This window comes from Sphingorhabdus lacus, from assembly GCF_009768975.1.
GTDB classification, from domain to species: domain Bacteria; phylum Pseudomonadota; class Alphaproteobacteria; order Sphingomonadales; family Sphingomonadaceae; genus Sphingorhabdus_B; species Sphingorhabdus_B lacus.
Window position 1 is genome coordinate 83291 of sequence record NZ_CP035733.1, and the last position, 23412, is coordinate 106702.

Genomic DNA, 23412 nt, shown 5'->3' on the forward strand with positions numbered 1-23412 from the left:
TTATGAGCTTTACCTGGTGGCGATACCCGACCCGGCGCTTCAACGTTGATGGCATAAATTTTTCCGTTGTAAGCCGCGCGAAGGGCGACGGGTTGCATTCGACTTTGTTGATGCTGGGAGTGGAACAGGCTTCGGACCGGACGCCTGTGTTTGGATCCGATGCTGTCCGTAACCATCTACTCAATGCAACTTTGCCGGATGGACGAACCGTTGAAGTGGAGTTCGGCTATATCGGAATATGGACGACGGGAATTGTTGCGCGGTTGGACGGCCGGACGATTTACGAAAGCCACAAAGGACAAGTGCCGGCCTATCCAGAAAAATACCGTGAGGCAGCGACCGAGAATGACAGCCTTTCCGCCAGTATGAAAATGGCGCAGGGTACTACCGGCGCGCCGATGAATGGCGGCGTGCTTGCCAAGGAAAACCGTTTACCATTCGCCGTAGACGTGGTGACCGGCCTGCTCTTTTATCTGATCGCCAAAATGACCGACCTGCAAACCGCAGCAATGGTTGGCGTCGTGGTGGGATTTGGACTGGTGTTATTCCAGCGGATTACGAAGATCGATGTGACGGGCGGCCTTGCGCTTTTTGGGATCGCCATGCTGTGCATCTCAGCAGCTTTGGCGCTGTGGCTGAATGACGATGAATGGATAAAGCTGCGAGGGACGATCACGGGGCTGATTGCGGCGAGCATTTTCCTAATCGATGGTCTGCGAGGTGGTCCTTATATCGGCAAAGGGCTCGCACGCTATATGCCCTATTCGGACTTGAACCCCGGGCGCTTTGCGATTGCAATGGGGAGTATTGGGGTTATCATGGCCGCGTTGAACTATGCTGCGGCCAAGCTCCTGACAACCGACAGTTGGCTCTTCTACACGACCTTTGTTGACTCCTTTATCGTGATAGCTTTGGTTTTCTTCGCCTTGCGGTTCGCGCGCGGGCAAAATGCAAAGTCTGTCGACGGTTAAGGATGGCGCGAATACGGGCGGTTGAAAAATGCATCCGTAACAATAAACATAGTACCAACGAAAATGGGGGCAACTAAACCAGAGGAAGTTGCACTATGTCGATGCTCGACCGCATTTTGCGTGGCAAGATTAAACAAGGTAGTTTGACAATCCTGTCGCAAAACGGCGAAGCAAGTCATTATGGCGAGCGGCAATCCGGCTGGCCCGACGTCACCATGCGGATCCAGTCCTCTTCCGCTGTTTCGCGTATCCTTTTGAACCCGCGCCTCGGAATGGGCGAAGCCTATATGAATGGCGATGTGAGCGTCGATAATGACGACATCATGGGTTTCGTCGAAATCATTCGCCGGAACAATCCATGGGAGAATGGCGGGGAAATCGGTGACCCCAAACCTTTTCGCAAATGGCTCCGTTACCTTGCGCGCCCGTTGATGCAGCTCAATTCGCTGGCGAGTTCGCGGTCCAATGTCGCGCATCATTATGATGTATCCAACGATTTTTACCGCCTGTGGCTCGATGAGGACATGCAATATAGTTGTGCCTATTGGTCCGAGGCCGACGATAGTCTGGAAAGCGCGCAACTAACCAAAAAGGCGCATATAGCGGCAAAGCTAGCATTGCAGCCGGGCCAGAAAGTGCTTGATATTGGATGCGGTTGGGGAGGGACCGCGCTTTATCTCAACCGTGTCGCAGGCGTCGAGGTTCTCGGCATCACCTTAAGCGAGGAACAGCTGAAACTCGCCCGCGAAAGGGCGGAGGCTGCAGGCGTGTCGGACAAGGTCCGGTTTGAATTGCTCGACTATCGCGTCCTCGCCAAACGCGCACCGGGCTATTTTGACCGGATCGTTTCGGTCGGGATGTTCGAACATGTTGGCGTGCCCCAGTTCGATACCTTCTTTCGGGCCTGCGCCAATCTTTTGAAAGATGACGGGGTGATGCTGCTCCACACGATCGGGCGGATGGGGAAACCCGGCGCCACCGATGCCTTTACCCGCAAGTACATCTTTCCCGGGGGCTATATCCCTGCCTTGTCAGAAACTTTGGCCGCCAGCGAACAGGTGAAACTGATCCATAGCGATATCGAGAATCTACGGCTGCATTATGCCCTGACGCTTCGCGAATGGTATGCGCGGGTATGTGCGCACCGTGAGACCATCGTGGCGCAATATGGCGAACGCTTTTTCCGGATGTGGATTTTCTATCTGGCGGGCGCGACGGCAGCATTTGAATCGGGCGGCATGTGCAACTACCAGATCCAATATGTCCGCAACCGCCGCAGCCTGCCCATCACGCGCGATTATATGGCGCAGGCAGAACGGGACTTGCTAGCGCGCTAGACGAAGATCGCGACGGACTGCATGCCGGTCAGCATCGGTTGGCCTTCGCTATTCCAGGCGGTCATATACTGGCTGCTCGCACCATTGGCCGCCTGATGGGTTTCGCTTTCGAGAAACCACCACCCGTCCTTGGTCGTAGGCGTGTTGGTCAGCATGTTGATCTGCCAATTCATAGAGCTCACCATACCTTTTTCCGTCATCAGGCCCATGGCAGAAGGCGGCAGCGCATCGCCGATGCAGAGCAGCTCAGCTACATGGTCCAGTCCGCTGTGTTCGGTGAAGCGGTGCCAACTGGCGAGACGGTTTGTCGCCATTCCCAGTTCCAGTCTTTTATCGGGATATTGCATATGCCCGGTAAAAAATTCGGCCGGGCCGCTGCGCACATTTTCCTCGGCTGGAATTGGAGGAAAGTCGGGGCGCGGCAATTCTTCATAGTCCAGATGGCTGGTGCGCCGGTTCATGAAAATGAAGGTGCAGGATAGACCGATTCCGTCGGCGCTGCTGATTTCCGATTTTACGAAGGCGGTGTTTTTGCCGCGGCGTAGCACGGTCGCGGTTACTTCCACATCGCCTGCCAGTGGGCCCACAAAAGCGATCTGCGCGGACTGCAACGGGGGTAGTTCCTCCGCGGACAATTTTGCCGCCTGATAGGCGAGTGCAGAGCTTAATCCGCCATAAGATGTCCGCCCTTGATGCCAACTGGGTGGAATCGAAATGCGGTGGGTCGACGCGTCGGGTTGGAATTTTTCCAATATGGCAGCTAGGTTCATATCAAAGGCTTAGCGACAGATATTTTGCCTCGCAAGCCTTCCAGAATCAGGCTTGCCTTCGTTTGCGGGGCATGTTCAATCCTTCCGCTACGGCATGCAGGAGTGGTCGCATATACAGCTGGGTTAAAACATTATCGCAAGATGGCCGGGCGTTGGCCCCAGACACGATTTCTGCAAGCTTGCTGGTGCGCATATTGCGTGCGGCGGTTGCGGAAGGGGCCGACAAACGGGCTTTGCTGGCAGCGGTCGGGATTGATGAAGTCCGGTTACGCAATCCTCTCAGCCGCCTGTCGGCGCCCTTGGCCTTGCGTTTTTTTAGCGTTCTGGAGCAATATTTCAAAGATCCTTCGATCCATTTGCGGCTTGGTGACAAGGCCGCCATGCAGAATTTTTCCGATCTCGGTTACGCGACCCGGCTAGAGGCGAATCTGGCCTCGGTTATTGAGGCTAATGTCGGGATTCAAATTCTGCGGCAAAATATGTTTCGCACGACATTCGAACCTGCCGGCAAGCCACCTTATCTGATCTGGGAATGTCATCCCGACTTTGTTGTCTCCTACGCCCCCTTCATCGAATTTTCGGTCTCGACTTATGCTCGGTTGTCGCGGCAGATATTGGGTGAACGCCCGCTACTGCGTGCATTACACTTCCAGCATAAACCCCGCTTTGCTGTGTCGAAATATGAAGAAGCCTTCGGCTGTACCGTCGAATTTTCGAAGCCTGCCACACGTATGGAAATTGCGGCCCGCCAGGTATTTCGCCCGTCGCCCCATGCAAATCCGCGCCTGTTCGACGCGGCAACCAAAAGGTACCAGCAACCCGCCAACTGGATGGCCGAAGGGAGGGAGCATCTTGCCTACAGCTATTTTTATCTCTCCAACGAAATCGACAAATCACCCCCCACGCTGGACCGGATGGCCCAATCTTTTGGAATGAGCGAACGCACGCTGCGCCGCAAATTGGTGGAGGAAAATTATCCGTTCCGTGAGCTCGTCGATCTGGTGCGACAGGATCTGTGCAAACTCTATTTTCTGGAAGACCAACGCACATTAAGCGAAATTGCCTTGCTGCTCGGCTATAGCGAACTGTCGGCATTCACGCGTGCATTCAAACGCTGGTTCGGACACGCGCCCAGTAAAAGTTGACATAGAAGGGGAAAATGGTGGGCGTAGCAAGGATTGAACTTGCGACCCCTGCGATGTCAATGCGGTGGTGGGCATTAGCAATAGTGTTAGAAATCAGCATTTTAAGCGCCTCTACTTTTACTCTTGCCCAAAATTTGCCCAAACAGTTTTCATTCGTGGGCATCGATCCGACTAATGTGCGGGGTAGCACTAAACTCACTTCTGCTCAATCCACGATCAAGAAAACAGCCAATGGATTGCTTTAATAGTTCGCAGATTTATGATTTGTGATACACTATGAAGGCATCGTTGCAGTTTGGTTTGAAGGTTTCTTCCACAATAAATTTAGGTTTAGCGGTTTTTACACAGCAGCCGCTAAAAGCCGCTGCACAGAGCACTGTTTCAATTTGGGACATCCGAAAAATCGGTCCGTCAGAACGGGGACCGCCATCCTAAGAGCTATATGTATTGCTTAGGAACAAACTCATCATGTCTAACAAGTCCAATTCAACTTTGATCAAGTCGTCAAAATCGAAATCATCAAAATCAATCAGTCGATCTGCCGCCCGAAACATGCATCACGCATCGCGGTTCGCTGGTCAGATTGGTGGAAACGGACATCGGAAGTACCCAGCGCCCAATGTTACGCTCGACAAGCCACTGAATCTCTTCGTAACAATCAATTGGGGACTAATGGGAGCGAGTACGGACCTCTTTCGGATATTGCGTAATGAAAGATATTGCCGATGGCTTCGCACAAGGTCGAAACAACACAATAAGCAGTTCAAACCTACGTACATAGCCGTGATTGAAAAGGGCGATGTCCACTGGAATTTGCATATGCCTGAAGAATTGTACAAAGATTTCTGTGAACTACTTCCGAAATGGGTCGCCAGTGTCATGAACAAACATAACGGTCGACAAAAACGATCCATGAATATGGAACCTGTGCCAGATCATATCGTAGATATTCAATATACGCGAAATAGCGTGGCGGTTCGTAAATACATGCTCAAAGGCATAAATCCTGCCGATGCCGTTCGATTTGGTATTCGCAAATTAGAAGACCAAGGCCCAATAATGGGCCGACGAACTTGTGTCAGCCGCACCCTTGGCACCGCTGCTCGGTTAGCTGCAGGTTACAAGCCTATGGTGCCTACTTACACATGTGGCAATGGCAGACAAATTCCTTATGGGTCGGCGGAATACCGTTCTATAGCAGAACAATATTCTCAAAACCGTTTCGTAGAGGAACGAAAGCGCTCATTCGCGAAGCAATGATTCAAGCCATCGCAATACCATGAAACACGAAACCTTTGCGTGCAGCTGGGCCTCAAGCCGCTTCAACCTTATAAAGAACTGCTTGATATAGCTTTCAACAAATACGGCGGTACCTTGTTGGAATGCTTTTTTGAATATGCCTATCAGAAGAGGGGTATGTCGGCTGCTGCGGGGATTAGCCAGCATATCCGTTGCGATCTCTAATCAATAAAGGTGAATGCAGCCCTAAGTGGCGTTTCTATATAGATTGGGACAGAATTCAACGGTACTCAATTGCTCATGTCATCCATTGGAAGCCGAGTCGAAGAAACAGGAACACTAATTCGCGATGGCGGAGGCTTTGCGTTGCGCCGAGACATAGGCGGACGCTGGAAGCTTGATATGCACCGCGTACCGGTCGACCACGTTGAAAAGCGCGTTCGCATTTCCGGAATAATTGTAGCCGATCGTTTGATCGACGTCGACGCGCTTGGACCAGACTTTCCGACAATTTAGTATAGCGGCATGTTCTCGGATCGTTTGCTTATTGCACCGGTATAAGTGTGCTTCAACGGCCATATCATGGTGCTTCGTTAACTTCGCCACGGCTGTAGGCACAGGCGTTTCTTGTGCGTCGAACGATCCGATGTCCGGTGTGTCGGACAGTCCTGACGGTCCGCTTCTGCCAAAAAAACGCTACTAGCGGACGTTCGTTAACAACACCAGAAGCTACCGTCCTGCCCATCCAACTTTGGTTTTCGATACAGGATTATGGAATAACAAGAGGCGATCGCTCGTTAGGATCGGAGAAAATCTTGCCCGAAGGCTGACTTAAACGATGCCGTCGAATGAGTTACTGTGATACAGAGGACAAAAGGGGCATGCAAAGTGGCGGGCATCAAAGCGTGGTGTGACGAGACTGTCACCAAGGTCAAAACACACAGCCTCGTCTATCTCGAGGCTGATACTGTGGCCGTCGCAAGCACCGGCATCAAATCCCTGGCTGCAGCTGTCTCTAATCACTATGCCGCACCAGATCGCATTGCTCAGATATTACACATGCTCGGAAAGCCGGCCGTGGCAGAGTATATCAAAACAAAGTTGCCGTACGGTGCCAAATCACGGTCGGGCGACCTCGGAGAGATTCTAGCATCCAGTTACGTTTCGGAGTACACTGGCTATTCGGTGGGCGTTTACAAGTTGCGGTGGTCTGATCATCGTGAGATGGCAATGCGTGGTGACGACATATTGGGAATAAGGCTTGATCCCTCAGTTACAGTCAAATTCCTCAAGGGCGAGGTCAAGAGCCGCGCCGCCCTCGGCAAGAAGACAGTCGATGAAGCGCGGACAGCGCTTGGATCCAGTAATGGCCGGCCAACGCCGCATGCGCTTGCGTTCGTTGCGGACCGACTGTTTGAAACGGGCGAGACAGCCCTCTCTGAGGTGATCGATCAATTTCAGTTAAAGGCTCGGATAGAGATCAATCAGCTATCGCACTTGATGTTCATGTTCACCGGAAATAATCCGAGCAGCCTCCTCACAGCCAACCTTAGCGCCTATAACGGCAAGATACCTCAATTCGCGGTCGGTCTGCGAGTGTCGACCCATCAGGCGTTTATCAAAGATGTCTTCGAAAAGGTGATTGCGGATGCCGACAAGCCCTGAAGTCATCGCGCAGTTGATTACAGAGGCGACGACGACCGGGTTCCGTGAGGATCTCCTCGCGAAGGGACAGGCGCGGGCGATGATCTGGCGCAACGGAGTAGTGCCGCCTGAAGCACCGCAATTCTCGACGCTGCTCACCTATGATCTCCTAAGTTACGCCTATTCGCTGATGAACCTAGGCCTACGCCTGCTCGATCAGCAGGCTGAATTTACTGCGGCGCGACGTGCCTTCGAACATGCCGCGTCAGCAATTGAGGCGGCGACGTCGCGAGGCCGCTCTACGAACGACCGGGATTTCCACCGGTTGATAGCCGGTGCCTGCTACCATCTCGCCCGGTATGCAGCACGGGCTTTCTCATTGCTGCACGAGGGGTTCAACGATGCCAATTTTAGCGTGCCGGAACGCGCTGTCGCGCTCCTCATGTTGCGCGACCTGACGACACTCGAGGCGTTGATCGGCGAGGAACGTGGTACTGTATCAGAGGATGAGATGATTGCCCATCTCGAGGTAGAAGGCGCCGACGATGTGCAAACGTCAGGCGATGCTGATGACGAACTGTCAGACGAACCACTATTGCAGGTTGTTGATCGGGCGCTGACCGACAATTTTACGGCGGCGCTTGCCATCGCGCTACTTGCGTTCGAGAATGGCGATGAAGCGCTGATTGGCTCTGCAGTCGATCGCCTGAATCGCGGCCTTTTCTCTGCGGCTGAACTCAACATGGTACCGAGCTGGTGGTGCCATCGGCTCACCATCCATCTTCTCAAAGATATGTGGTCGTCGAGCTTTCATGTTCGCCTCCCCAAAGTACCAGACGACGGAGCAGCGCAGGATTGGGGCGTATATCGCGAATTGTTTATCGCGTCGCTCCTCCGCCGGGGTCGTGCCGAGATCGACCTTTGGCCTTCGCAGATCGACGCTGCGGCCCGAGCGCTGAATCTCAATGACAATATGGTCGTTTCGTTACCGACGAGTGCTGGAAAGACGCGCGTCGCTGAACTTTGTATTTTGGCCTGTCTCGCGGCGGGGCGCCGCGTCGTGTTCGTTACCCCGCTGCGTGCGCTCTCGGCACAGACCGAAGTGACGCTTCAGCGTACCTTTCAGCCTCTCGGTAAAACGGTCTCAAGTCTGTATGGTGCGATAGGCGTCAGCGATGTCGACGAAGATTTCCTGCGTGAAAGTGATATTATCGTCGCGACGCCTGAGAAGCTCGATTTCGCGCTTCGTAACGACCCCAATCTACTCGATACCGTAGGCCTCGTCGTCCTCGACGAAGGCCACATGATTGGACTGACCGAGCGTGAAGTCCGCTATGAGGTTCAGATTCAGCGCCTCTTGCGGCGCAGCGATGCCAAGACGCGGCGCATTGTATGTCTTTCGGCCATCCTTCCCGATGGTGATCAGTTGCAAGATTTCGCGGCGTGGCTGACGGGCGATCAAGACGATGGACTGATCAAGATGGACTGGCGGCCAACGCGCCTGCGCTACGGCGAGGTCGAATGGCGTGGCAATCACGCGAAACTCGAAATCTCGGTTGGTGCAGAGAAACCGTTCGTACCGCGGTTCATCAAAGCTAGACTGCCTAAGGGTCGCAAGACGCGCTTTTTCCCGTGCGATCAACGCGAACTGTGCATCGCGACAGCTTGGGCAATGGTCGCAGATCGGCACTCTGTGCTGATCTTCTGCCCGCAACGCCGGTCGGTCGAGCCTTTCGCCAAAGCTATCGTCGACCTTGCCAAGCGCGGATCGATCGTGCCGGTGCTCGATCACGACCCGGTGGTACTGGACAATGCAATTGCAATAGGGACAGAGTGGCTTGGCGTCGACAGTCCGGTGTTGGCGTGCCTGCGCCTCGGCGTCGCGATCCATCATGGCGCGCTGCCCACACCCTATCGCAAGGAAGTCGAGCGCTTGCTCCGCGATGGTATCCTACGGGTGACGGTGTCGTCACCAACGCTTGCTCAGGGACTAAACCTCTCGGCCACGACGTTGATCTTCCACGGCCTCAAACGCGGAAGCGAGCCAATCGACATCGCTGAATTCCGCAACGTCGTCGGACGTGCCGGCCGCGCTTATGTTGACGTCGAAGGCCTAGTGCTCATGCCAATGTACGACCGGCTTACCAGTCGTCGTGCCGAATGGAAGGTGATGGTAGATAGCGCCAAGGGCAAGGAGATGGAAAGTGGCCTATTGCGTTTGCTACTCTCGTTGATGGGCCGGATCGTCCGCAAGACTAAGGCCAAGACAATGACGACGGTTCTAGAATATCTTGCCGGCGTGACTGCATGGGAGTTCCCGGTGATGCCGACCGAAACCAGCGAGATGAATGAACAGGAAAGTGGGCGCTGGTCAGGCTATCTGACAACACTCGACACAGCGTTGCTCAGCATGCTCGGCGAGCAGGAAGTGCCGGACGATCAGATCGAGGCAATGCTCGATGACGTGCTGACCTCGTCGCTGTGGACGCGACGCCTGCAGCACCGCTCGCCGGCTGTCCAGAAGTTGCTGAAGTCAGGACTGGTCGCGCGCGCGAAATTCATCTGGGCCCGGACGACAGCCTCGCAGCGTCGAGGTTATTTTCTTGCTGGCGTTGGCCTTGCGACTGGCGAAGCCTTGGATGCTGATGCCGCCGAATTGAACGAGCTGCTTGTTCGATCCAATGGAGCCATACTCATCGATGACGCGGAGGAAGCGATTGCCTCAATTACGGCGTTTGCCAAAAAGGTATTTGCGATTTCTCCTTTCGCGCCCGACGACCTGCCTGACGACTGGCCTGCGATCCTGAATGCGTGGCTCAAAGGTCGCGCACTCGCGCCTATTGCTGCTGGCAGGGAAGATGAAGTCCTGAAATTCGTTGAGCAAGCCCTCGTCTATAAATTACCCTGGGCTATGGAAGCAGTGCGGGTGCGTGGACTGGCACACAGAGATGTGCTCGAAGGCGGGTTGTTGATGGAGGATGTTGAGCTTGGCTTGGCGGTGGGCGCCGTCGAGACCGGCTCTCTCAACATATCGGCGGCCATGCTGATGCATGCGGGCTTCAGCTCGCGCTTGGCGGCGATTAGTGCGGTATCGCAGACAAATGCGGATTTCACTACCATGTCGGAATTACGTGCTTGGTTGCGTGAAGACACTGTCGCCAACGGACGCGAAGACCCCGATTGGCCGACGATAGCATCGCATGGGCTCTGGCTTCAGTTCATCGAGAGTATGGCACCAGAACGACGGCGGACTTGGGCGTCGACAAACCATGAGGGCGATGTAGAATGGGACAGTGTCGGCCCGCCGGTTGGATCGGCGCTGCGCTTGGTCGACTCAGGTGACCAAACGCTTGTCTATTCCGCGGATTTCAAACCTCTCGGACGTCTTGTCGAACCGCTCAATCCCGGTCGGCTTGGACTGGCATTGGCAAGTGTCGGTTGGCTCGGCGATACCGTCGATGTTCGATATCTCGGTCCTGAAGACCTGTTGCGCAGTTAATCGACAAGCCGCTCCAGGATTCTATCACCTGACGTGTACAGCATGGCGCAGCCCTCGGTTGCGCAAGCCCTGATTTCATTTGCGGCTATTGTCTGCTGCAAAGTTTCTATGCTGATCAGCTAAAACAGCGGGTTTTTAGCAAGATGAGTTTTGAAGTGGCCGTTCGGTAGAGCCAGCATTAGCCTATGTTACCTTTTTACTCATATGTGGCAATTTGCAGGAGCACGTTTTCATTCTCAAATTGCCTAATGCCGAACATCGGCCAATGACTGCCAACAGCATGGTGTGCACGAAAGTCGGCTCCTGATCGATCAGTATGGGCACCTTCGGGACAAGATGTCAGCGGCTACAACTTAGATAGTTATCACCTAAGGCACTGGCTAAGTAAGAAAGATCTGCTTACAGGCGGATTTCTGTTGGAAGGGCGAGGGTCATAAATGCTCGTTTGTTCAAAGGAGATCGGCAATAGCACCCCGTAGGAAAGGTCATCACCCCGACATCGCTCAAGCGAAAGCTCGCAAGCTGCCGCGTCAAGTTTCCGCCGTGTGTTGGGTGGATTTGCTGGGATATGGGGGCATGATCGCCGGAGGGAGCTTTGACCCGCTCAGTCCTCAGGCGAAGGAAGCGATACAGAGACTCCGCGCGTTCCATCGAATTGTTGCCGAGCATAGTGACCGAAACTTCAGAACTCTGGTCCTTAACGATGGCGCCGCAGCACAACGCGATCTCTCATTCAGAAGCGTTGGACCGACCCATCAATTTCTCGCGCGAGCATTCGACTTGTATAATGCGCTTCAGGCCAGTGAGTACCGCAATGGGTGGCCCGGCGCACGAATGTTCGTGGCGACAGGGTTTCGTGCCTTAGGTAGCCGCCGGTCTATTGACCTCGGGAGGACCCAACTAGGGTCGATTCTCGAGCGGCTTGCCGCTGGAGCTATATCAGCCGATCAAGCTGTTCGAGAGGCGGCGAGCATCGAGCGGTATTTCGACGTGATTCCTCAGCTTCAAGCCAATTTTGCCTTTACGAAAGCCTATGTGGCAGACTCAATCGGATCAAGAGGAGGTTTCTCAGGCCCACAGTTTTTCGTGGATGAGTTGTTTTTCGATGACGGGATTCCAGCTTGGGCTACCGGAGGAGCTATCATCAGTTTTCGAGACGATCGATTGGACCTCAGCGGATCTTTTTTCCCAGTGACAAACATCTTGGCGCCGGGAAAATTGGACGCAGCAAGTTCCGGGATCAGAAATGCGACGCAAATCGCTTCAGTCCTTTCTGGCTCAATCAAATGAAAAGTCTACCGGTTCTTCTTGTGGATCAGACATGAATGTACGGCAGCTTTAGATGAGGTGATCACGCCTCGCCAGAGACCGCTTTGTTAGCGGATACCGCCGTAAGCTTCTGCAAACAAATCGGCTATTAGCCTGCTCAAGGAGACAAGCCAAGATTTCTGCATCTATGTGTGCCGATATTAAGTCTTGGTTGGGGCTACAAATTTTCAAAGCGCGAAACTTCCAGATCCGCTCTGCTTCGCCGTTGAGTTCAGCCTTTTCGCAGGCCAACAAAGCCACGGGACGAAATCCGAGTGCTGAGTGCCCCACAGCGATCTTTTAATATTTTCATAGATTTATTTTACAGTCGTCGGCCTAGCGCGATTTCCACAATCTACGCTAGGCCGGATGTGCTGTAATTAATGGGCGAACAGGTCGCGATTTATGTTTTATCGCGACCTAATCAGATCGAACGCCGCATCGACGACCTTGTTTGCGCGGTAACAGTCTACTACGCTCGCCGGTGGCTTTTCTCCCGCCCGCCATGCAGCGAGGATCTGTTCAACAGCCGTGATGCTGAGATGCTGGTGCGGAGCACCTTCGCTGGTTTCGTCAGCATCTGCCGTTACGCGACGGATTTTACCATCCTTGGCCGCGAGCAGAACCTTTGAACCCGAAATCTTCCATTCGCCATCGGTTCCGTCCTGCGGGAATGTGTTGCCGGACTCTATCGTGCCCAAAATGCCGCTGGGTGTGCGGAGCATTACCGTCACATAATCTTCTACTGCGCGGCCATGGACTCGATTGCTGGACTGTGCACCGATCACCTCGACGTCTTCGCCGGTCAAGTGCAGGAATAGATCGATGCCGTGAATGCCGAGGTTCCTAAGGCAGCCTCCGCCCATCGCTGGGTCGAACATCCATTCTGAATCCCAAGCGAGGTAACGATCAGAAGTCGGGCGGTTGTTGCGGAAATAGAGGTGGGATACAGTTCCGAGATTGCCTGTGTTCAGAAGTTCACGAGCCTGTTGCGTCCAGGGCAGGTAGCGCTGGGTAAAAGGTACTGCGGCGAAGCTGTTACGCGATGCAGCAAGCTCAGCAACTTCGCCGACCTGGTCAGAATTGAGACCCATTGGTTTTTCCATCATGAATGGAATGTCGTTTTCGACCAGATAGCGTGCAGTCTCGGCCATTTCATCATGTCTGCCAAGCGCGAGCACGAAGTCCGGCTTCGTATCATCAATCATCTTACGATAGTCGGTGAAGACAGGTGTACCTTTGCCGATCGCAGCCGAGCGATGCTCAGCCACTGACATTTGCGTATCTTGGATGCCGACAAGCTCGGTGTCGGGTATATCATCAAAAATGTTGAGGTACTTGGCGTCATATAGCGAATGCCAATGGCCTACACCGGTCGCTGCGACTCTAATCGTCATTTTTAGTAACTCCGTTTAATTGGTCTGCCGATTGGGCAGGCAGTACTTATTTCCATGCGGCTCAGCGAACGGCCTCGCCCTGAAGCAATTCAGAAGCGATAAGAGCTTCGCGAATTTCTTGTGCAATGCTTTCCGTTACTGGCACGGCCGGAGGACGAATTCGCGCTGAGGGGATTTCGCCAAGCTGCACGAGAGCTTCTTTGACGCAGGCCGTTTCATGGGTTGCCCGCGTCGGCTTCTGGTTCTCGAATACAGATGCCATGAGCGGCCGACATATCTTGTCAAAGATGGCATCGGTTCGGGCCACATCCTTCGCCTCGGTTGCCTCAAGCAGCTTAACCCAGTGTTGCGGAGTGATTGTACTGATTCCGATGAGAGCTCCGTGGGCGCCGTAAAGAAGCATTTCGCGCAGGGGAGGGGAATCCACTGCCGCAAGCACAGAGATCTTATCCTTTAGCTTGTCCCAGATGTCGTAATAAGCTTCAACTGTACCGGTTGCGGCTTTGACCCCAACCACGCCAGGGATATCCGCCAAGCGTTCAAGAATGTTAATCGGATAGGCGGCGGCACTAGCCGGCGGATATTGAAACACGATGAGCGGGATGGCGGCCTCATCGTCAAGGCGAGAGAAATATTTCACCATCTCGGCTTCATCGCTCAGTAATTTGCGATAAGATCGCAGTTCGTAGGGCGGGAAGACGAGCAGGGCGTCAGCGCCCGCCGCCTTCAGGGCCTTTGCCTGCTTGACCGCAAGGTCCGGGTTACGTTCCATCAGGCCAGCTATGATGAGTTGGCCTTCTTTGCGGACGCTGCAAGCGATCTTCACGATTTCGACTTCTTCTTCCGAAGTTAGTTCGAGCACTTCGGCTAGCATTCCAGTCACAACGAGACCCTTCACACCGGACACGGCCGCCACAGACGCTAGATGCGTTCGCGTGGCTTCGACGTCGAGGGAGAAATCGTCATTGTAGACGGCGACTGTAGCCGGATAGAGTCCTCTCATCTGCAGCTTTGTATTCGACAGTGGCATATTGATTATACTCCGTTGATTTTCAGAATATGATAAAAATTCAAAGACATAAAACTGATTTCTAATTTAAAGCGAAGCAAATCGCTTCGGTTACTTCCGTGCAACTTGCCTGACCGCCCAGATCTCTTGGCAAAGAGACCCCTTGTGCCAGCACGTTTACGACTGCAGCGTCGATGCGGTCGGCCGCCTCCGACAAACCAGGCGCGTCATTCCGATCCGCGAGCCACCGCAACATGTGAACGCCGGAGAGTATCGTCGCGACCGGACTTGCTACGCCAAGGCCTGCTATGTCTGGTGCAGAGCCGTGCGCGCCTTGGAAAAGCGCATGCGCTGGCCCGATTTCGGCAGAAGGGGAGATACCCATTCCCCCGACGGTTGCAGCACCCAGATCGGAAATAATGTCGCCCAGCAAATTCTCGGCGACGATGACATCATAGAAATCCGGTCGCTTTACCAAGTGGACTGTCATGGCATCCACATAGGAATAATCTAGTTCGACATCGGGATAATCTGCGCTCGCCTCTTGGCAAACGCGGCGGAAAAACGCGAAAGACTTTAGAATATTGGCCTTGTCGCAGACGGTGACACGCGATTGGCCGTCTCGCAATGCACCTGAGCGTTTCTGTGCTAGCTCAAACGCGAAGCGGGCGACCCGGTCAGTGCCTTTGCGCGTGATAAGCAGCGTATCGGTTGCTACTTCGTTGCGCAATTCTATCCCGCCGCCACGGCTCGCATAAAGGCCCTCGGTATTCTCGCGGACAATGACGTAGTCGATCCCTGTGGTGTCAGCATCCCGGAGTGGCGAACGCACGCCCGAGAGAAGCTTTATCGGACGGACATTGGCGTAGAGATCGAGATCAAAACGAAGTCGCAAGTGCAATTCGTTGCCAACTTCTGTCCCATCGGGAAATACCACTCCTGGAAGTCCCGCAGCACCATGCAGGATCGCTGCCATGTCGGCGCATGCATTGGCCGTTTCCTGAGGCAAAACCTGACCAGTTTTCTGGTAAGAGCTAGCGCCCCCTTCCAGCATGACGAAATCTAACGCATCATGTCCGCATGCCTCGCGCAGGACCTTGATGGCTGCCTGCGTGACCTCTGGTCCGATTCCATCGCCTTCAATAGTGGCTATTTCAATCGCCATCGGTAACGCTTCCCCTTCTAAGTTATATTGCAGTTTCCTGCGTTTTCAGACCCCGTCGGCTCGAAGCCTGTGAACGCTATCTTTTAATCCCGTATGACAGCTGAGATAACGTTATCTATAAAATTGCTGAAACACAAGTGGGAAGTGGTTTCAGTTCAAAATTGAGAACAGATTATTCTTTTCACTATATGTCAAAACCAACGGTGAGGGCCGCTTCCGCCGATTTGATGAAGGTGGAATCCGCGGTCAACAATTGCTCCAGAATTGTGAGATGATTGGCACCTTCGACTTTGATGAATCGATCGCGCATCCCATGCTTCTGTCGCATGCGGAAAAAGTCTTCGCTTTGACGCTGAAGTTCAGGCAATTCTTCGCCGCCGCACGCAATGATGAAAGGCTTGTTGACCGCAGGAGCGCTTATTGGGGAAAGGCGCTGAATTTCCTCATCGGACAAGTTAAGTTTAGCGTTGAGATATGTGTCGCGTATCGGCGCCAGATCGAAAATGCCCGAAATGCAAAGAACGGCCGAAACTATTCGGTGTCCGGCATTCATCGCCGCTAGATGCGCACCTGCCGACCATCCTGCGAGAACAAGCGGGCCGGCGGTACCTTGCGTGACACGCTGTCCATCCAGCCAAGAGAGGGCGCTTGAAACGCATTCAACGATTTGGGTAACTGATGCTTGTGGTGCCAGCGGATATCCGCAAAGTGCCGCTGACCAACCGTTTTCAAGTGCACCACGGAGGCACGCGGCAAACTCCTTTGGTTCGCCCCCTTGCCAATAGCCACCATGGATGAAGACAAGACATGGTGCACTTGGGTCACGCCCAGGGAATATCTCCCAACGCTCACGTTCACCTTGCCCATACGGCATGTCCAGAAACCCTTGGCTGCGCGCATGGATCGCATCGGATTCTGCCCGCCTCGCCGCAACTAGCTTTTCGGCATCTGCAATTGCTGCTCGGTTGTTATAGGCAGCGTCACGCGCTTCCTGAGACAGGCTGGCCCAGCCATGGGGCGGTTTCTGTTCAGTTGATGCCATGCCGTTTCCAATTCACTCTGGATTTGTTGCAGTATTTTGAGTGGATCGGTGGCGGTCGGCCTGCCTAGGCAGGGTTGTCAGCCGCCAACGAAGTGTTTGTGCTCGGTCGTTTCAGGACTTGTCATCCATGCCTCATGGGCCATGGTTATAAGCATATCCGCAACCATGCCGGAAATCATTTTGTCGATATAGGGCTGAAGCCCGGAACAGGTCACGACAATCCCATAGCGCTTCACGCCACCCCAATACACCGTGTCTCCGTCAAAAAGCATATGGGGGAGGATACCAGTACGATCATCATTTCTATCGTACCATAGCTGATGCGCCTTCATCCGGGCAAAGGGCCCGAATGTCGCATCAAGTGTATCCCGCCCGCCGAAAAAGCTCTTGTCGAACAGAACGAGTGGCTTTGTCGCTCGTTTCTCCATCCAGTCAGGACCCCCATCATGGTCGATAGACCCCGATGTACCCGGGACGACGACCACGACATGACATTGATTGCGCTTCGGGCGAACAAAGTTTGCGGCGTTGGCCAATTTGCTATCGGCTGCCGGATCCAGAATTGCTTCGACAACCGCTTCGACAGCGGCTTCGGCCATATCCCGGGTCAAATAGGCCGGCGACATGAGTTCGGTGTTAGACATTGCAATCCCTCAGTTCAGTATGATGGGCTGGCACATTCATTTTGCCCGCCCGGTTGGCCGCGTTGACAGTTATTTGTTTTGCCAATTGGGTTTACGCTTTTCGGCAAAGGCTCTTGGACCTTCGATATAGTCTTGGCTCGCCATGTTTTGCTGCTGCACAGAATAGACTGTGCTGATCGCTTCGGCGAGTGTCGGCTCATCGAACCCACGGTAAAAGGCTTGCTTGGATGCGCGTACAGCCAATGGCGAGGCTTCAAGTATCTGATGGGCCCAACGCAGCGCGCCATTCAATGCCTCGCCGGTTGGCACAACTTCATTTACGAAGCCGAGCCGCTCTCCCTCTGCTGCGGAAACTTTGCGACCCGTCAAGATCATCCCGAGTGCCTGCTTTTGTGGAATCATGCGACCTAATCTCGTGATACCGCCTTCGCCGGCGATCATTCCAACACGCGGCTCAGGTAACGCAAATAAGGCATGCTCAGCAGCCACAATAATGTCGCAGGACAAGGCGATTTCAAAACCGCCACCCATGGCGAGACCGTTGACGGCCGCAATGACCGGCTTGTCCAGATCATGGCGACGAGAGAAGCCAGCGAAGCCTGTTACCGGCTTAGGTCGGTGTTTTCCTGCAGCCTGAACTTTGAGGTCATTCCCCGCAGAAAAGGCTCTGTCGCCAGTGCCGGTAATGATTGCGACCCAAAGCGCATCGTTTGCGGCAAAGTCATCCCAGACTTGATCAAGCTCTTCATGAGCCTCCCAATGCAGCGAATTTAAGACTTCTGGCCGATTGATCGTGATGATCCGGATATTTCCCTCGTCCTTCACGTGACAAAATTTGGTGTCGTTCACTTTTTTACCTTCACTTGATGAGAAAAATTTTGATTTGAGTGGTGATTTTGTAAGGCATTCTAGGATATTTGTGTGTGATCCATTTGCTCAACGGTCGATCACTTTATTGGGCCCAGTTCTGATAGGTCCATTTGGATTTTTTGAAGATTCTCGGAAATATGCGCCGATAGCGATCAACTCTTGATCACTGACGTCCGTTTTGCCCAGCGGCGGCATAGAAAAGATACCATGACGCACGACCGTTTCGATATATTCGGGTGTTAGATCGCTACGATCCTCAAGTGCCGCCGGAATTTTATCATCTCTATATTTGAGTGAGAGCGCGAAAGTACCGGGAAGAAGTGGTACCCGGCCTTCACTAGGTCCCTTGGCATGGCATGCCGCGCAATTGCGTTCGAAAGCCAGTCTTCCTTGTGTGACTAGGTCAGATTCATGCGGCAAATTTGGCTTCTGCGGTGTGGGCGATTGCATAGCAAAACCACTAACCACCCCCGCTGTGCCCAATAGCATAAGTCCTAACGCAACTTTCACAATCCGACCTTTCCACGCATTGACCGAAATGCTTTCGGCCAAATCCCACCACGTCCAGGCGAAAGAATGCCATTTGGATCAACCGCGTCCTTGATCGTCTCGTTAAAACGGCGAAGCGCAAAGTCGTTGAAGTTGTAGTGCGCCGCGACCTTGTCCTGTAACATAGGCTCTGATCTGTATTCGCTCCAGCCATGCTTTGCGTTTACTTCAAGTACCCGCTCCAGCATGTCCAAAAGGGCCTCCGATATCGGACGTTTTGTAGTCTGAAGCGGAAACCCAGCCCACATAAAGAAGCATGTCTGATGCCATTGCATGGGTAGTGTAAGCGCGCTTGGGCGAGGGGTTTGCTCTGTAACCAGAGTAGCTTTTGCATCGTGGACCAAGTCCACCCATGCACGCTGCACTTCAAACACGGCCTCAGCCGAACGCGGCACGACTGTGAACATACCGTAATGGAGATGCACATAGTCATCGGGGTTCTCGACATGGCGGCCAACGTAATCGAACGTCGTAAGGTTAGGAACGGCCACTGCAGCATATCGCCTAATCGCGCTTTCTCCATATGGGGGGCTCTTGTCCATAATCTGCTCGCGGGTCAGCGGCATGGAGTAAGAAACGCCGTCCAGCGCTTTTGATTCAGGCACATTGCGTCTGGCGATCTCTTGAGCATATTCCCAATTGGCGCGCGTAGTGGCCTCTGATCCGTAGAACTGCAGCTCTACCTGATAAAATGGCAAATTCGCTTCGGCGGCCATTTCGTCCAGCCGATCATCGTTGAACTTGCCGTAGCGTGTTGCTTCGTCAGCGAACTCCTTGTTCTTCATTAGTGGGTGAAGGGGGCTGGAGAATACGGGTTCGCCCACCATGAACATGTCGGCTAGGTAGTTTACGGTTTTGATCAAACCGTGCAAATCGTGGCGACGCGGTACCGTAATTTTGCCCGTACGGTAATGTTCGGGCATCGGCATCAATCGCACCCCGACCTTGGTTACGATCCCGTAATTGCCTTGGAAAAACAAGCCTGCCGGATCTGGACCGAACCCATGCTTATACTCCTGCCATGACTTCGAGCCGGGTAAGGCGCCCATGCCGGTTCGCATAACTTCGCCGCTCGCCAACACGACTTCAATGCCGCACACCGAACTTGCGTGGTCGCGGTAGGGGCCCATTGTATATCCAACGCCGCGATCAAGACTGTTGCCCGAAGGGCTGCCCCAAGCTGGATCAGGATTATCGATCATCAGTTTCAGGCCGCGGGCCTGAATTTCCCGGTAAAGATCAAAATAGGTAACGCCCGGCTCAACCAACGCGAAATTACGGTCACCATCGATCTCAATGATCTGCTTCATCCGTTTCAGGTCAACGATCACGCTGCCCCGGACGTTTGGCGCAGCCCCGCCATAAGAATAATTCTTGCCAGTAGACACCGTGTACAGAGGAATTTTAAATTGATTGGCCACGCGGACGACCGCTTGAACCTCTTCGACAGATGCTGGTGCCACAGCTGCTGAAGGAAGCAACTCGCCGGGCTTGTCGCGAACCATCGACCAAGGGTCACGGTAGGCGGCTATATCCATATCTGACGACAGCACCCATTCCTTTCCGACAGCAGCTTCAAAGGCGCTCATCGCTGACGCGAACTCTGCGGCGGAAACGTTAGGCGGTAATATCGTCATTATTCTTTTCCTTTGCACCCAATCAGGCGCGCGGTGTCAAAAGCCAGGAATGCAATGTCATTTGTCCGGCAGGATCGTTGGATATCAAGTCTGGTATCTCGAACCGGTCTGTAACGGATCGTGATGCGAGTGCGAGCAACTCGGATTGGACTGCGAAAGTCCACGGCGCTCCGCTTGCCAAGGCCGCCGTGAAACGTCGCCGGTTGCGTGCCGGTGCCGACAATGTATGTGAAATAGGTAGTCCATCGGTTGTTAACTGGTGCGAGCCGTGCATCGCCAACGTCAACCCCGCATCGTGACCCAAACGTGCCATCACGAAAAGCTCGCCAAGAGTAGTCAGCCCGCCAATATTCCGCGGTCCTTTTGCAATTGCGGGAGCCAGTTCGTCATACCATAACTCAGCCACATCTCCGGATATGGGGTAGGTTCGTGTCGAACGTTGGCCAATATTCTCCGCCATCTGTGAAGCGGGTAAAAAACGGTTATCAAATACGAAATCGCCAAGTGCCATGGTTGAGGAATTGGCGAGAAGAGCTGAGGCATTAACGGGCAAGGAAGTCACTAAAGCCGAAGTGGCAATGCTGACTGTCAGAAATTGCCGTCTGTTTGTCACGCTCTATGCTCCTTGCCGGCGAGAAAACACAATTAAGCTTAAACATTCGGCATCGCGCAGGATCGAAACCCTTTGCGATGCCGAACTTCAATTTGTCATGCGCCTCAGAATTTGCGTTTGACGGATAGCGAGAACTCCCGTGGACGACCGACGAGACCTTCTGCGGTCGCACCTTGAGCTTCAGATGCGTGATCAAACTTGCTCGCATAGTAGAACTTGTCGAACAGGTTTGTTGCCGCCAAGGCGATTTCCCACTCATCGCCGTTCGGCTTGTAACTTATCCGAGCGTTAACGAGTGACCGTCCTTCTGTAACGTTGAACGGCCGTGCGTTGGCTGGTGCCCCGACCGAGAAGTTGGAACGGTAGTCGAGGTCGATACGCGGAGTCAGCGTGCCACCGGCAAGAACGAACTCGTACTGTGCGCCAATCGAGAACTTGTACTTCGAGATGAAGGGCGCCTTGTCGGTCAGCAGCACACCTGAGTCCGCACTGGTCTCGGTGAACTTGAAGTCGACGATACTTGCAGTCGCATTGATCGAGAGACCATCGACGGGTCGCACGTCAAGCTCAGCCTCAGCCCCCTGGATTCTCGCCTTGCCGGCGTTGGCGGTCAGGGCGCAAGGTGCGCCAGGTCCCGAAATAGCAGGACATTGTCCGAGCTGTAGCTGGATGTCATTGAACTTCTGATAGAAGCCGGTGACATTCAAGCGCACGCGCCGGTCAAGCAGGTCTGACTTGAAGCCTGCTTCGAAGGACTTGACCGACTCTGGCTGATAAGGAAGTTCCTGACCAGGAAGGATCGGACGCGGGCTTACACCACCACCCTTATACCCCGTTGCAAACTGGGCATACACAAGTAGGTCGGGTGAGAAGCGGTAGTCGAGTGCGACCCGGTAATCCCAACGCTTGCCATTGAACGTGTTCGACAAACCGTTGATAGGGCCGAGCAGTGTGGACTGTGGCGAACCATCGGGGTCAAGCCGGACGAACGTGTAACGCTTGAAGTCGTCGGTATACCGGATACCGCCGGTTACATTCAGACTATCCGTCAAATGCACAACAGCGTGGGCAAATCCGGATTTCGACGTCGACTTGATTGGGTCGTTCGTCAGGAAGTCGAGAGTGAACCCTGGCTGTCCGGCAGGATCGAAACCGCGATTAATGTTGATGCGGCCCGGGAACAGGATGTCATTGTCGAAGTAAAATCCGCCAACGGTCCAGTCAATCAAAGACGACGTGCCAGAGAGTCTGATCTCCTGGGTAAACTGCTTCGATTTGACGATGATATCCTGTAGCGACACGCTGAGCGGTGAAAGGTCGTTGTCATAACCACCTTCAGAGTCAGTCTTGATGTACGCGGTGATTGATTTGAAGCTCAGCTTGTCATTGATATCAATGTCCAAGGTGTTCGAATAAATCTTTTGCTTAACATGACTGTAGTCGATGCCTTGGTACGGCGCGGCGCTATACTGATTTCCAACGTAGGTTGCATAGCTGGTCATTTCTCTGGGGCCGGTAATGAAGTTGAGACCCCGGTTCCATGACGTAGATTGGAAAAGCAGCTTGAGCGGTTGCACCTGCTGGTTATCGGTGATCGTTGTGAACGACATGGTGTTGCGGACGCTATCGACAGGCTTGATCAGCAGCGAGCCTTTGACCGCGGTCAGATCGCCGCCACCTGCGCGACCAATTTCGCAATCATTTACCGCCGACACGCCAGCGGTAAATGGCAGTTGGGGCACTGCAGTTGGGTTAGCGCATGCGAAATCAAGGCGCTTGAAGAAGCCGTCTACACTGCGGGCCATTCCGCTGACGCGAAGAATTACCTTGTCGTCGACAATCGGAATATTGGCTGCACCGCGGATCTGCTTGCGATCATATGAGCCATAGGTTGCTTCAACATAACCGCCCAAATCATTGGTCGGCTGATTGGTAAAGATCTTGATGGCGCCGCCTTCAGAGTTCTTCCCAGCCAGCGTTCCCTGAGGGCCGCGCAGAACTTCGACACGGTCCAGATCGAGCAGATCGAAGTTAGCCCCTGTCAAAATGCCATAGTAGACGTCGTCAATGTATACACCAACGCCAGGGTCGAGTGGCGGAAACGGATCCGACTGACCAACACCGCGGATATAAACCGAGGGGAACGAACCGCCTGTACCGGTGCCGGCTTCAATGTTGACGCTGGGTGCGGTTCTAGCGATGTCGTTGATCGAAAACTGGCTGCGGGCCTCTGCTAATTCCGACGTTACAGCCGAAATTGCGAGCGGTGTATCTTGGACCCGCTGGCCCCTGAATTGCGCTGTGACAACGATGTCTCCAGCGTTAGCATCAGAGTCATTCGTGTCTTCTTGAGCTGCATTTTCTTGCGCATTCTGTGCCTGAACAGCGCTTGGCAAAGCCAAGGCAACAACTGCGGCTGAAAGCATCGCAGACGCACGTACAAAACTACCTTTCATAGTATCTCTCCCTCAATTCTGAGCTGTAAACGCTCATTGGTTGGTGACTTGCTACAAACTCATAATTTCACTCGGGTGTTTAAAGGCCATCCGACCCTAAAATCCGAGCTTACTTCG

General features: G+C 53.7%; 19 protein-coding genes. 8 read left to right on the top strand and 11 right to left on the bottom strand.

Features of this window, described 5'->3' with window-relative positions; translation table 11 throughout:
- Positions 1 to 2: 2 nt before the first annotated feature.
- Positions 3 to 971, top strand: a complete 969-nt coding sequence (locus EUU25_RS00425) for a septation protein IspZ (RefSeq protein WP_158897513.1) — start codon at positions 3 to 5, stop codon at positions 969 to 971.
- 95 nt (positions 972 to 1066) lie between these two features.
- Entirely contained in the window at positions 1067 to 2308 is a 1242-nt protein-coding gene (locus EUU25_RS00430; protein ID WP_158897514.1) for an SAM-dependent methyltransferase, read from the top strand.
- Here EUU25_RS00430 and EUU25_RS00435 read toward each other — a convergent pair.
- Positions 2305 to 3078, bottom strand: coding sequence for a thioesterase family protein (locus tag EUU25_RS00435; RefSeq protein ID WP_158897515.1), 774 nt, complete (start codon positions 3076 to 3078; stop codon positions 2305 to 2307). The genes EUU25_RS00430 and EUU25_RS00435 overlap by 4 nt on opposite strands.
- Positions 3079 to 3230: 152 nt before the next feature.
- Between EUU25_RS00435 and EUU25_RS00440 the strand changes: the two genes are divergently transcribed.
- The 6 genes from EUU25_RS00440 (at position 3231) to EUU25_RS00465 (ending at position 11895) form a co-directional block, all read left to right on the top strand.
- Entirely contained in the window at positions 3231 to 4223 is a 993-nt protein-coding gene (locus EUU25_RS00440) for an AraC family transcriptional regulator (RefSeq protein WP_158897516.1), read from the top strand.
- An 819-nt stretch (positions 4224 to 5042) separates the two neighbouring features.
- Positions 5043 to 5483 (top strand): hypothetical protein, encoded by a 441-nt coding sequence (locus EUU25_RS00445; RefSeq protein WP_158897517.1) that lies wholly within the window; start codon positions 5043 to 5045, stop codon positions 5481 to 5483.
- A gap of 279 nt (positions 5484 to 5762) precedes the next feature.
- Positions 5763 to 5978 (top strand): DUF5818 domain-containing protein, encoded by a 216-nt coding sequence (locus EUU25_RS00450; RefSeq protein WP_158897518.1) that lies wholly within the window; start codon positions 5763 to 5765, stop codon positions 5976 to 5978.
- Positions 5979 to 6350: 372 nt separating this feature from the next.
- Positions 6351 to 7127 (top strand): Hachiman antiphage defense system protein HamA, encoded by a 777-nt coding sequence (locus EUU25_RS00455; protein WP_246162822.1) that lies wholly within the window; start codon positions 6351 to 6353, stop codon positions 7125 to 7127.
- Positions 7111 to 10605, top strand: a complete 3495-nt coding sequence (locus EUU25_RS00460; protein ID WP_158897519.1) for a DEAD/DEAH box helicase — start codon at positions 7111 to 7113, stop codon at positions 10603 to 10605. The genes EUU25_RS00455 and EUU25_RS00460 overlap by 17 nt, the downstream gene beginning before the upstream one ends.
- A gap of 576 nt (positions 10606 to 11181) precedes the next feature.
- Positions 11182 to 11895: a hypothetical protein gene (locus tag EUU25_RS00465; protein ID WP_222848811.1), complete on the top strand. Its 714-nt coding sequence runs from the start codon at positions 11182 to 11184 to the stop codon at positions 11893 to 11895.
- Between the two features lie 428 nt (positions 11896 to 12323).
- On the opposite strand, the gene EUU25_RS00470 is transcribed toward EUU25_RS00465, so the two are convergent.
- The 10 genes from EUU25_RS00470 to EUU25_RS00515 all read right to left on the bottom strand — a co-directional run bounded on the left by EUU25_RS00470 (position 12324) and on the right by EUU25_RS00515 (position 23295).
- A complete protein-coding gene (locus EUU25_RS00470; RefSeq protein ID WP_158897520.1) occupies positions 12324 to 13310 on the bottom strand; it encodes a Gfo/Idh/MocA family protein in 987 nt (328 codons plus the stop codon).
- A 61-nt stretch (positions 13311 to 13371) separates the two neighbouring features.
- Entirely contained in the window at positions 13372 to 14340 is a 969-nt protein-coding gene (locus tag EUU25_RS00475) for a dihydrodipicolinate synthase family protein (RefSeq protein ID WP_158897521.1), read from the bottom strand.
- Between the two features lie 61 nt (positions 14341 to 14401).
- Complete coding sequence (locus tag EUU25_RS00480) at positions 14402 to 15484, bottom strand: isocitrate/isopropylmalate dehydrogenase family protein (protein WP_158897522.1); 1083 nt, start codon at positions 15482 to 15484, stop codon at positions 14402 to 14404.
- Positions 15485 to 15668: 184 nt separating this feature from the next.
- Positions 15669 to 16526 (bottom strand): alpha/beta hydrolase, encoded by an 858-nt coding sequence (locus EUU25_RS00485; protein WP_158897523.1) that lies wholly within the window; start codon positions 16524 to 16526, stop codon positions 15669 to 15671.
- Between the two features lie 77 nt (positions 16527 to 16603).
- Positions 16604 to 17170, bottom strand: a complete 567-nt coding sequence (locus EUU25_RS00490; protein ID WP_158897524.1) for a hypothetical protein — start codon at positions 17168 to 17170, stop codon at positions 16604 to 16606.
- 69 nt (positions 17171 to 17239) lie between these two features.
- Positions 17240 to 18019 carry an enoyl-CoA hydratase-related protein gene (locus EUU25_RS00495; RefSeq protein ID WP_158897525.1) on the bottom strand — a complete coding sequence of 260 codons (780 nt, stop codon included), beginning with the start codon at positions 18017 to 18019 and terminating at the stop codon, positions 17240 to 17242.
- A gap of 87 nt (positions 18020 to 18106) precedes the next feature.
- Positions 18107 to 18592 (bottom strand): c-type cytochrome, encoded by a 486-nt coding sequence (locus EUU25_RS00500; protein WP_158897526.1) that lies wholly within the window; start codon positions 18590 to 18592, stop codon positions 18107 to 18109.
- A complete protein-coding gene (locus EUU25_RS00505; RefSeq protein WP_425505214.1) occupies positions 18547 to 20127 on the bottom strand; it encodes an FAD-binding protein in 1581 nt (526 codons plus the stop codon). The genes EUU25_RS00500 and EUU25_RS00505 overlap by 46 nt, the downstream gene beginning before the upstream one ends.
- A 121-nt stretch (positions 20128 to 20248) precedes the next feature.
- A complete protein-coding gene (locus EUU25_RS00510; protein WP_158897528.1) occupies positions 20249 to 20839 on the bottom strand; it encodes a hypothetical protein in 591 nt (196 codons plus the stop codon).
- Between the two features lie 104 nt (positions 20840 to 20943).
- Complete coding sequence (locus EUU25_RS00515) at positions 20944 to 23295, bottom strand: TonB-dependent receptor (protein WP_158897529.1); 2352 nt, start codon at positions 23293 to 23295, stop codon at positions 20944 to 20946.
- Between the last annotated feature and the right edge of the window lie 117 nt (positions 23296 to 23412).

Coding starts and splice junctions, on each gene's coding strand:
- EUU25_RS00425 (WP_158897513.1), top strand. CDS start 3: ATGAGCTTTACCTGGTGGCGATACCCGACCCGGCGCTTCAACGTTGAT.
- EUU25_RS00450 (WP_158897518.1), top strand. CDS start 5,763: ATGTCATCCATTGGAAGCCGAGTCGAAGAAACAGGAACACTAATTCGC.
- EUU25_RS00485 (WP_158897523.1), bottom strand. CDS start 16,526: ATGGCATCAACTGAACAGAAACCGCCCCATGGCTGGGCCAGCCTGTCT.
- EUU25_RS00460 (WP_158897519.1), top strand. CDS start 7,111: ATGCCGACAAGCCCTGAAGTCATCGCGCAGTTGATTACAGAGGCGACG.
- EUU25_RS00515 (WP_158897529.1), bottom strand. CDS start 23,295: ATGAAAGGTAGTTTTGTACGTGCGTCTGCGATGCTTTCAGCCGCAGTT.
- EUU25_RS00435 (WP_158897515.1), bottom strand. CDS start 3,078: ATGAACCTAGCTGCCATATTGGAAAAATTCCAACCCGACGCGTCGACC.
- EUU25_RS00505 (WP_425505214.1), bottom strand. CDS start 20,127: ATGGATATAGCCGCCTACCGTGACCCTTGGTCGATGGTTCGCGACAAG.
- EUU25_RS00445 (WP_158897517.1), top strand. CDS start 5,043: ATGCCTGAAGAATTGTACAAAGATTTCTGTGAACTACTTCCGAAATGG.
- EUU25_RS00480 (WP_158897522.1), bottom strand. CDS start 15,484: ATGGCGATTGAAATAGCCACTATTGAAGGCGATGGAATCGGACCAGAG.
- EUU25_RS00470 (WP_158897520.1), bottom strand. CDS start 13,310: ATGACGATTAGAGTCGCAGCGACCGGTGTAGGCCATTGGCATTCGCTA.
- EUU25_RS00465 (WP_222848811.1), top strand. CDS start 11,182: ATGATCGCCGGAGGGAGCTTTGACCCGCTCAGTCCTCAGGCGAAGGAA.
- EUU25_RS00475 (WP_158897521.1), bottom strand. CDS start 14,340: ATGCCACTGTCGAATACAAAGCTGCAGATGAGAGGACTCTATCCGGCT.
- EUU25_RS00490 (WP_158897524.1), bottom strand. CDS start 17,170: ATGTCTAACACCGAACTCATGTCGCCGGCCTATTTGACCCGGGATATG.
- EUU25_RS00430 (WP_158897514.1), top strand. CDS start 1,067: ATGTCGATGCTCGACCGCATTTTGCGTGGCAAGATTAAACAAGGTAGT.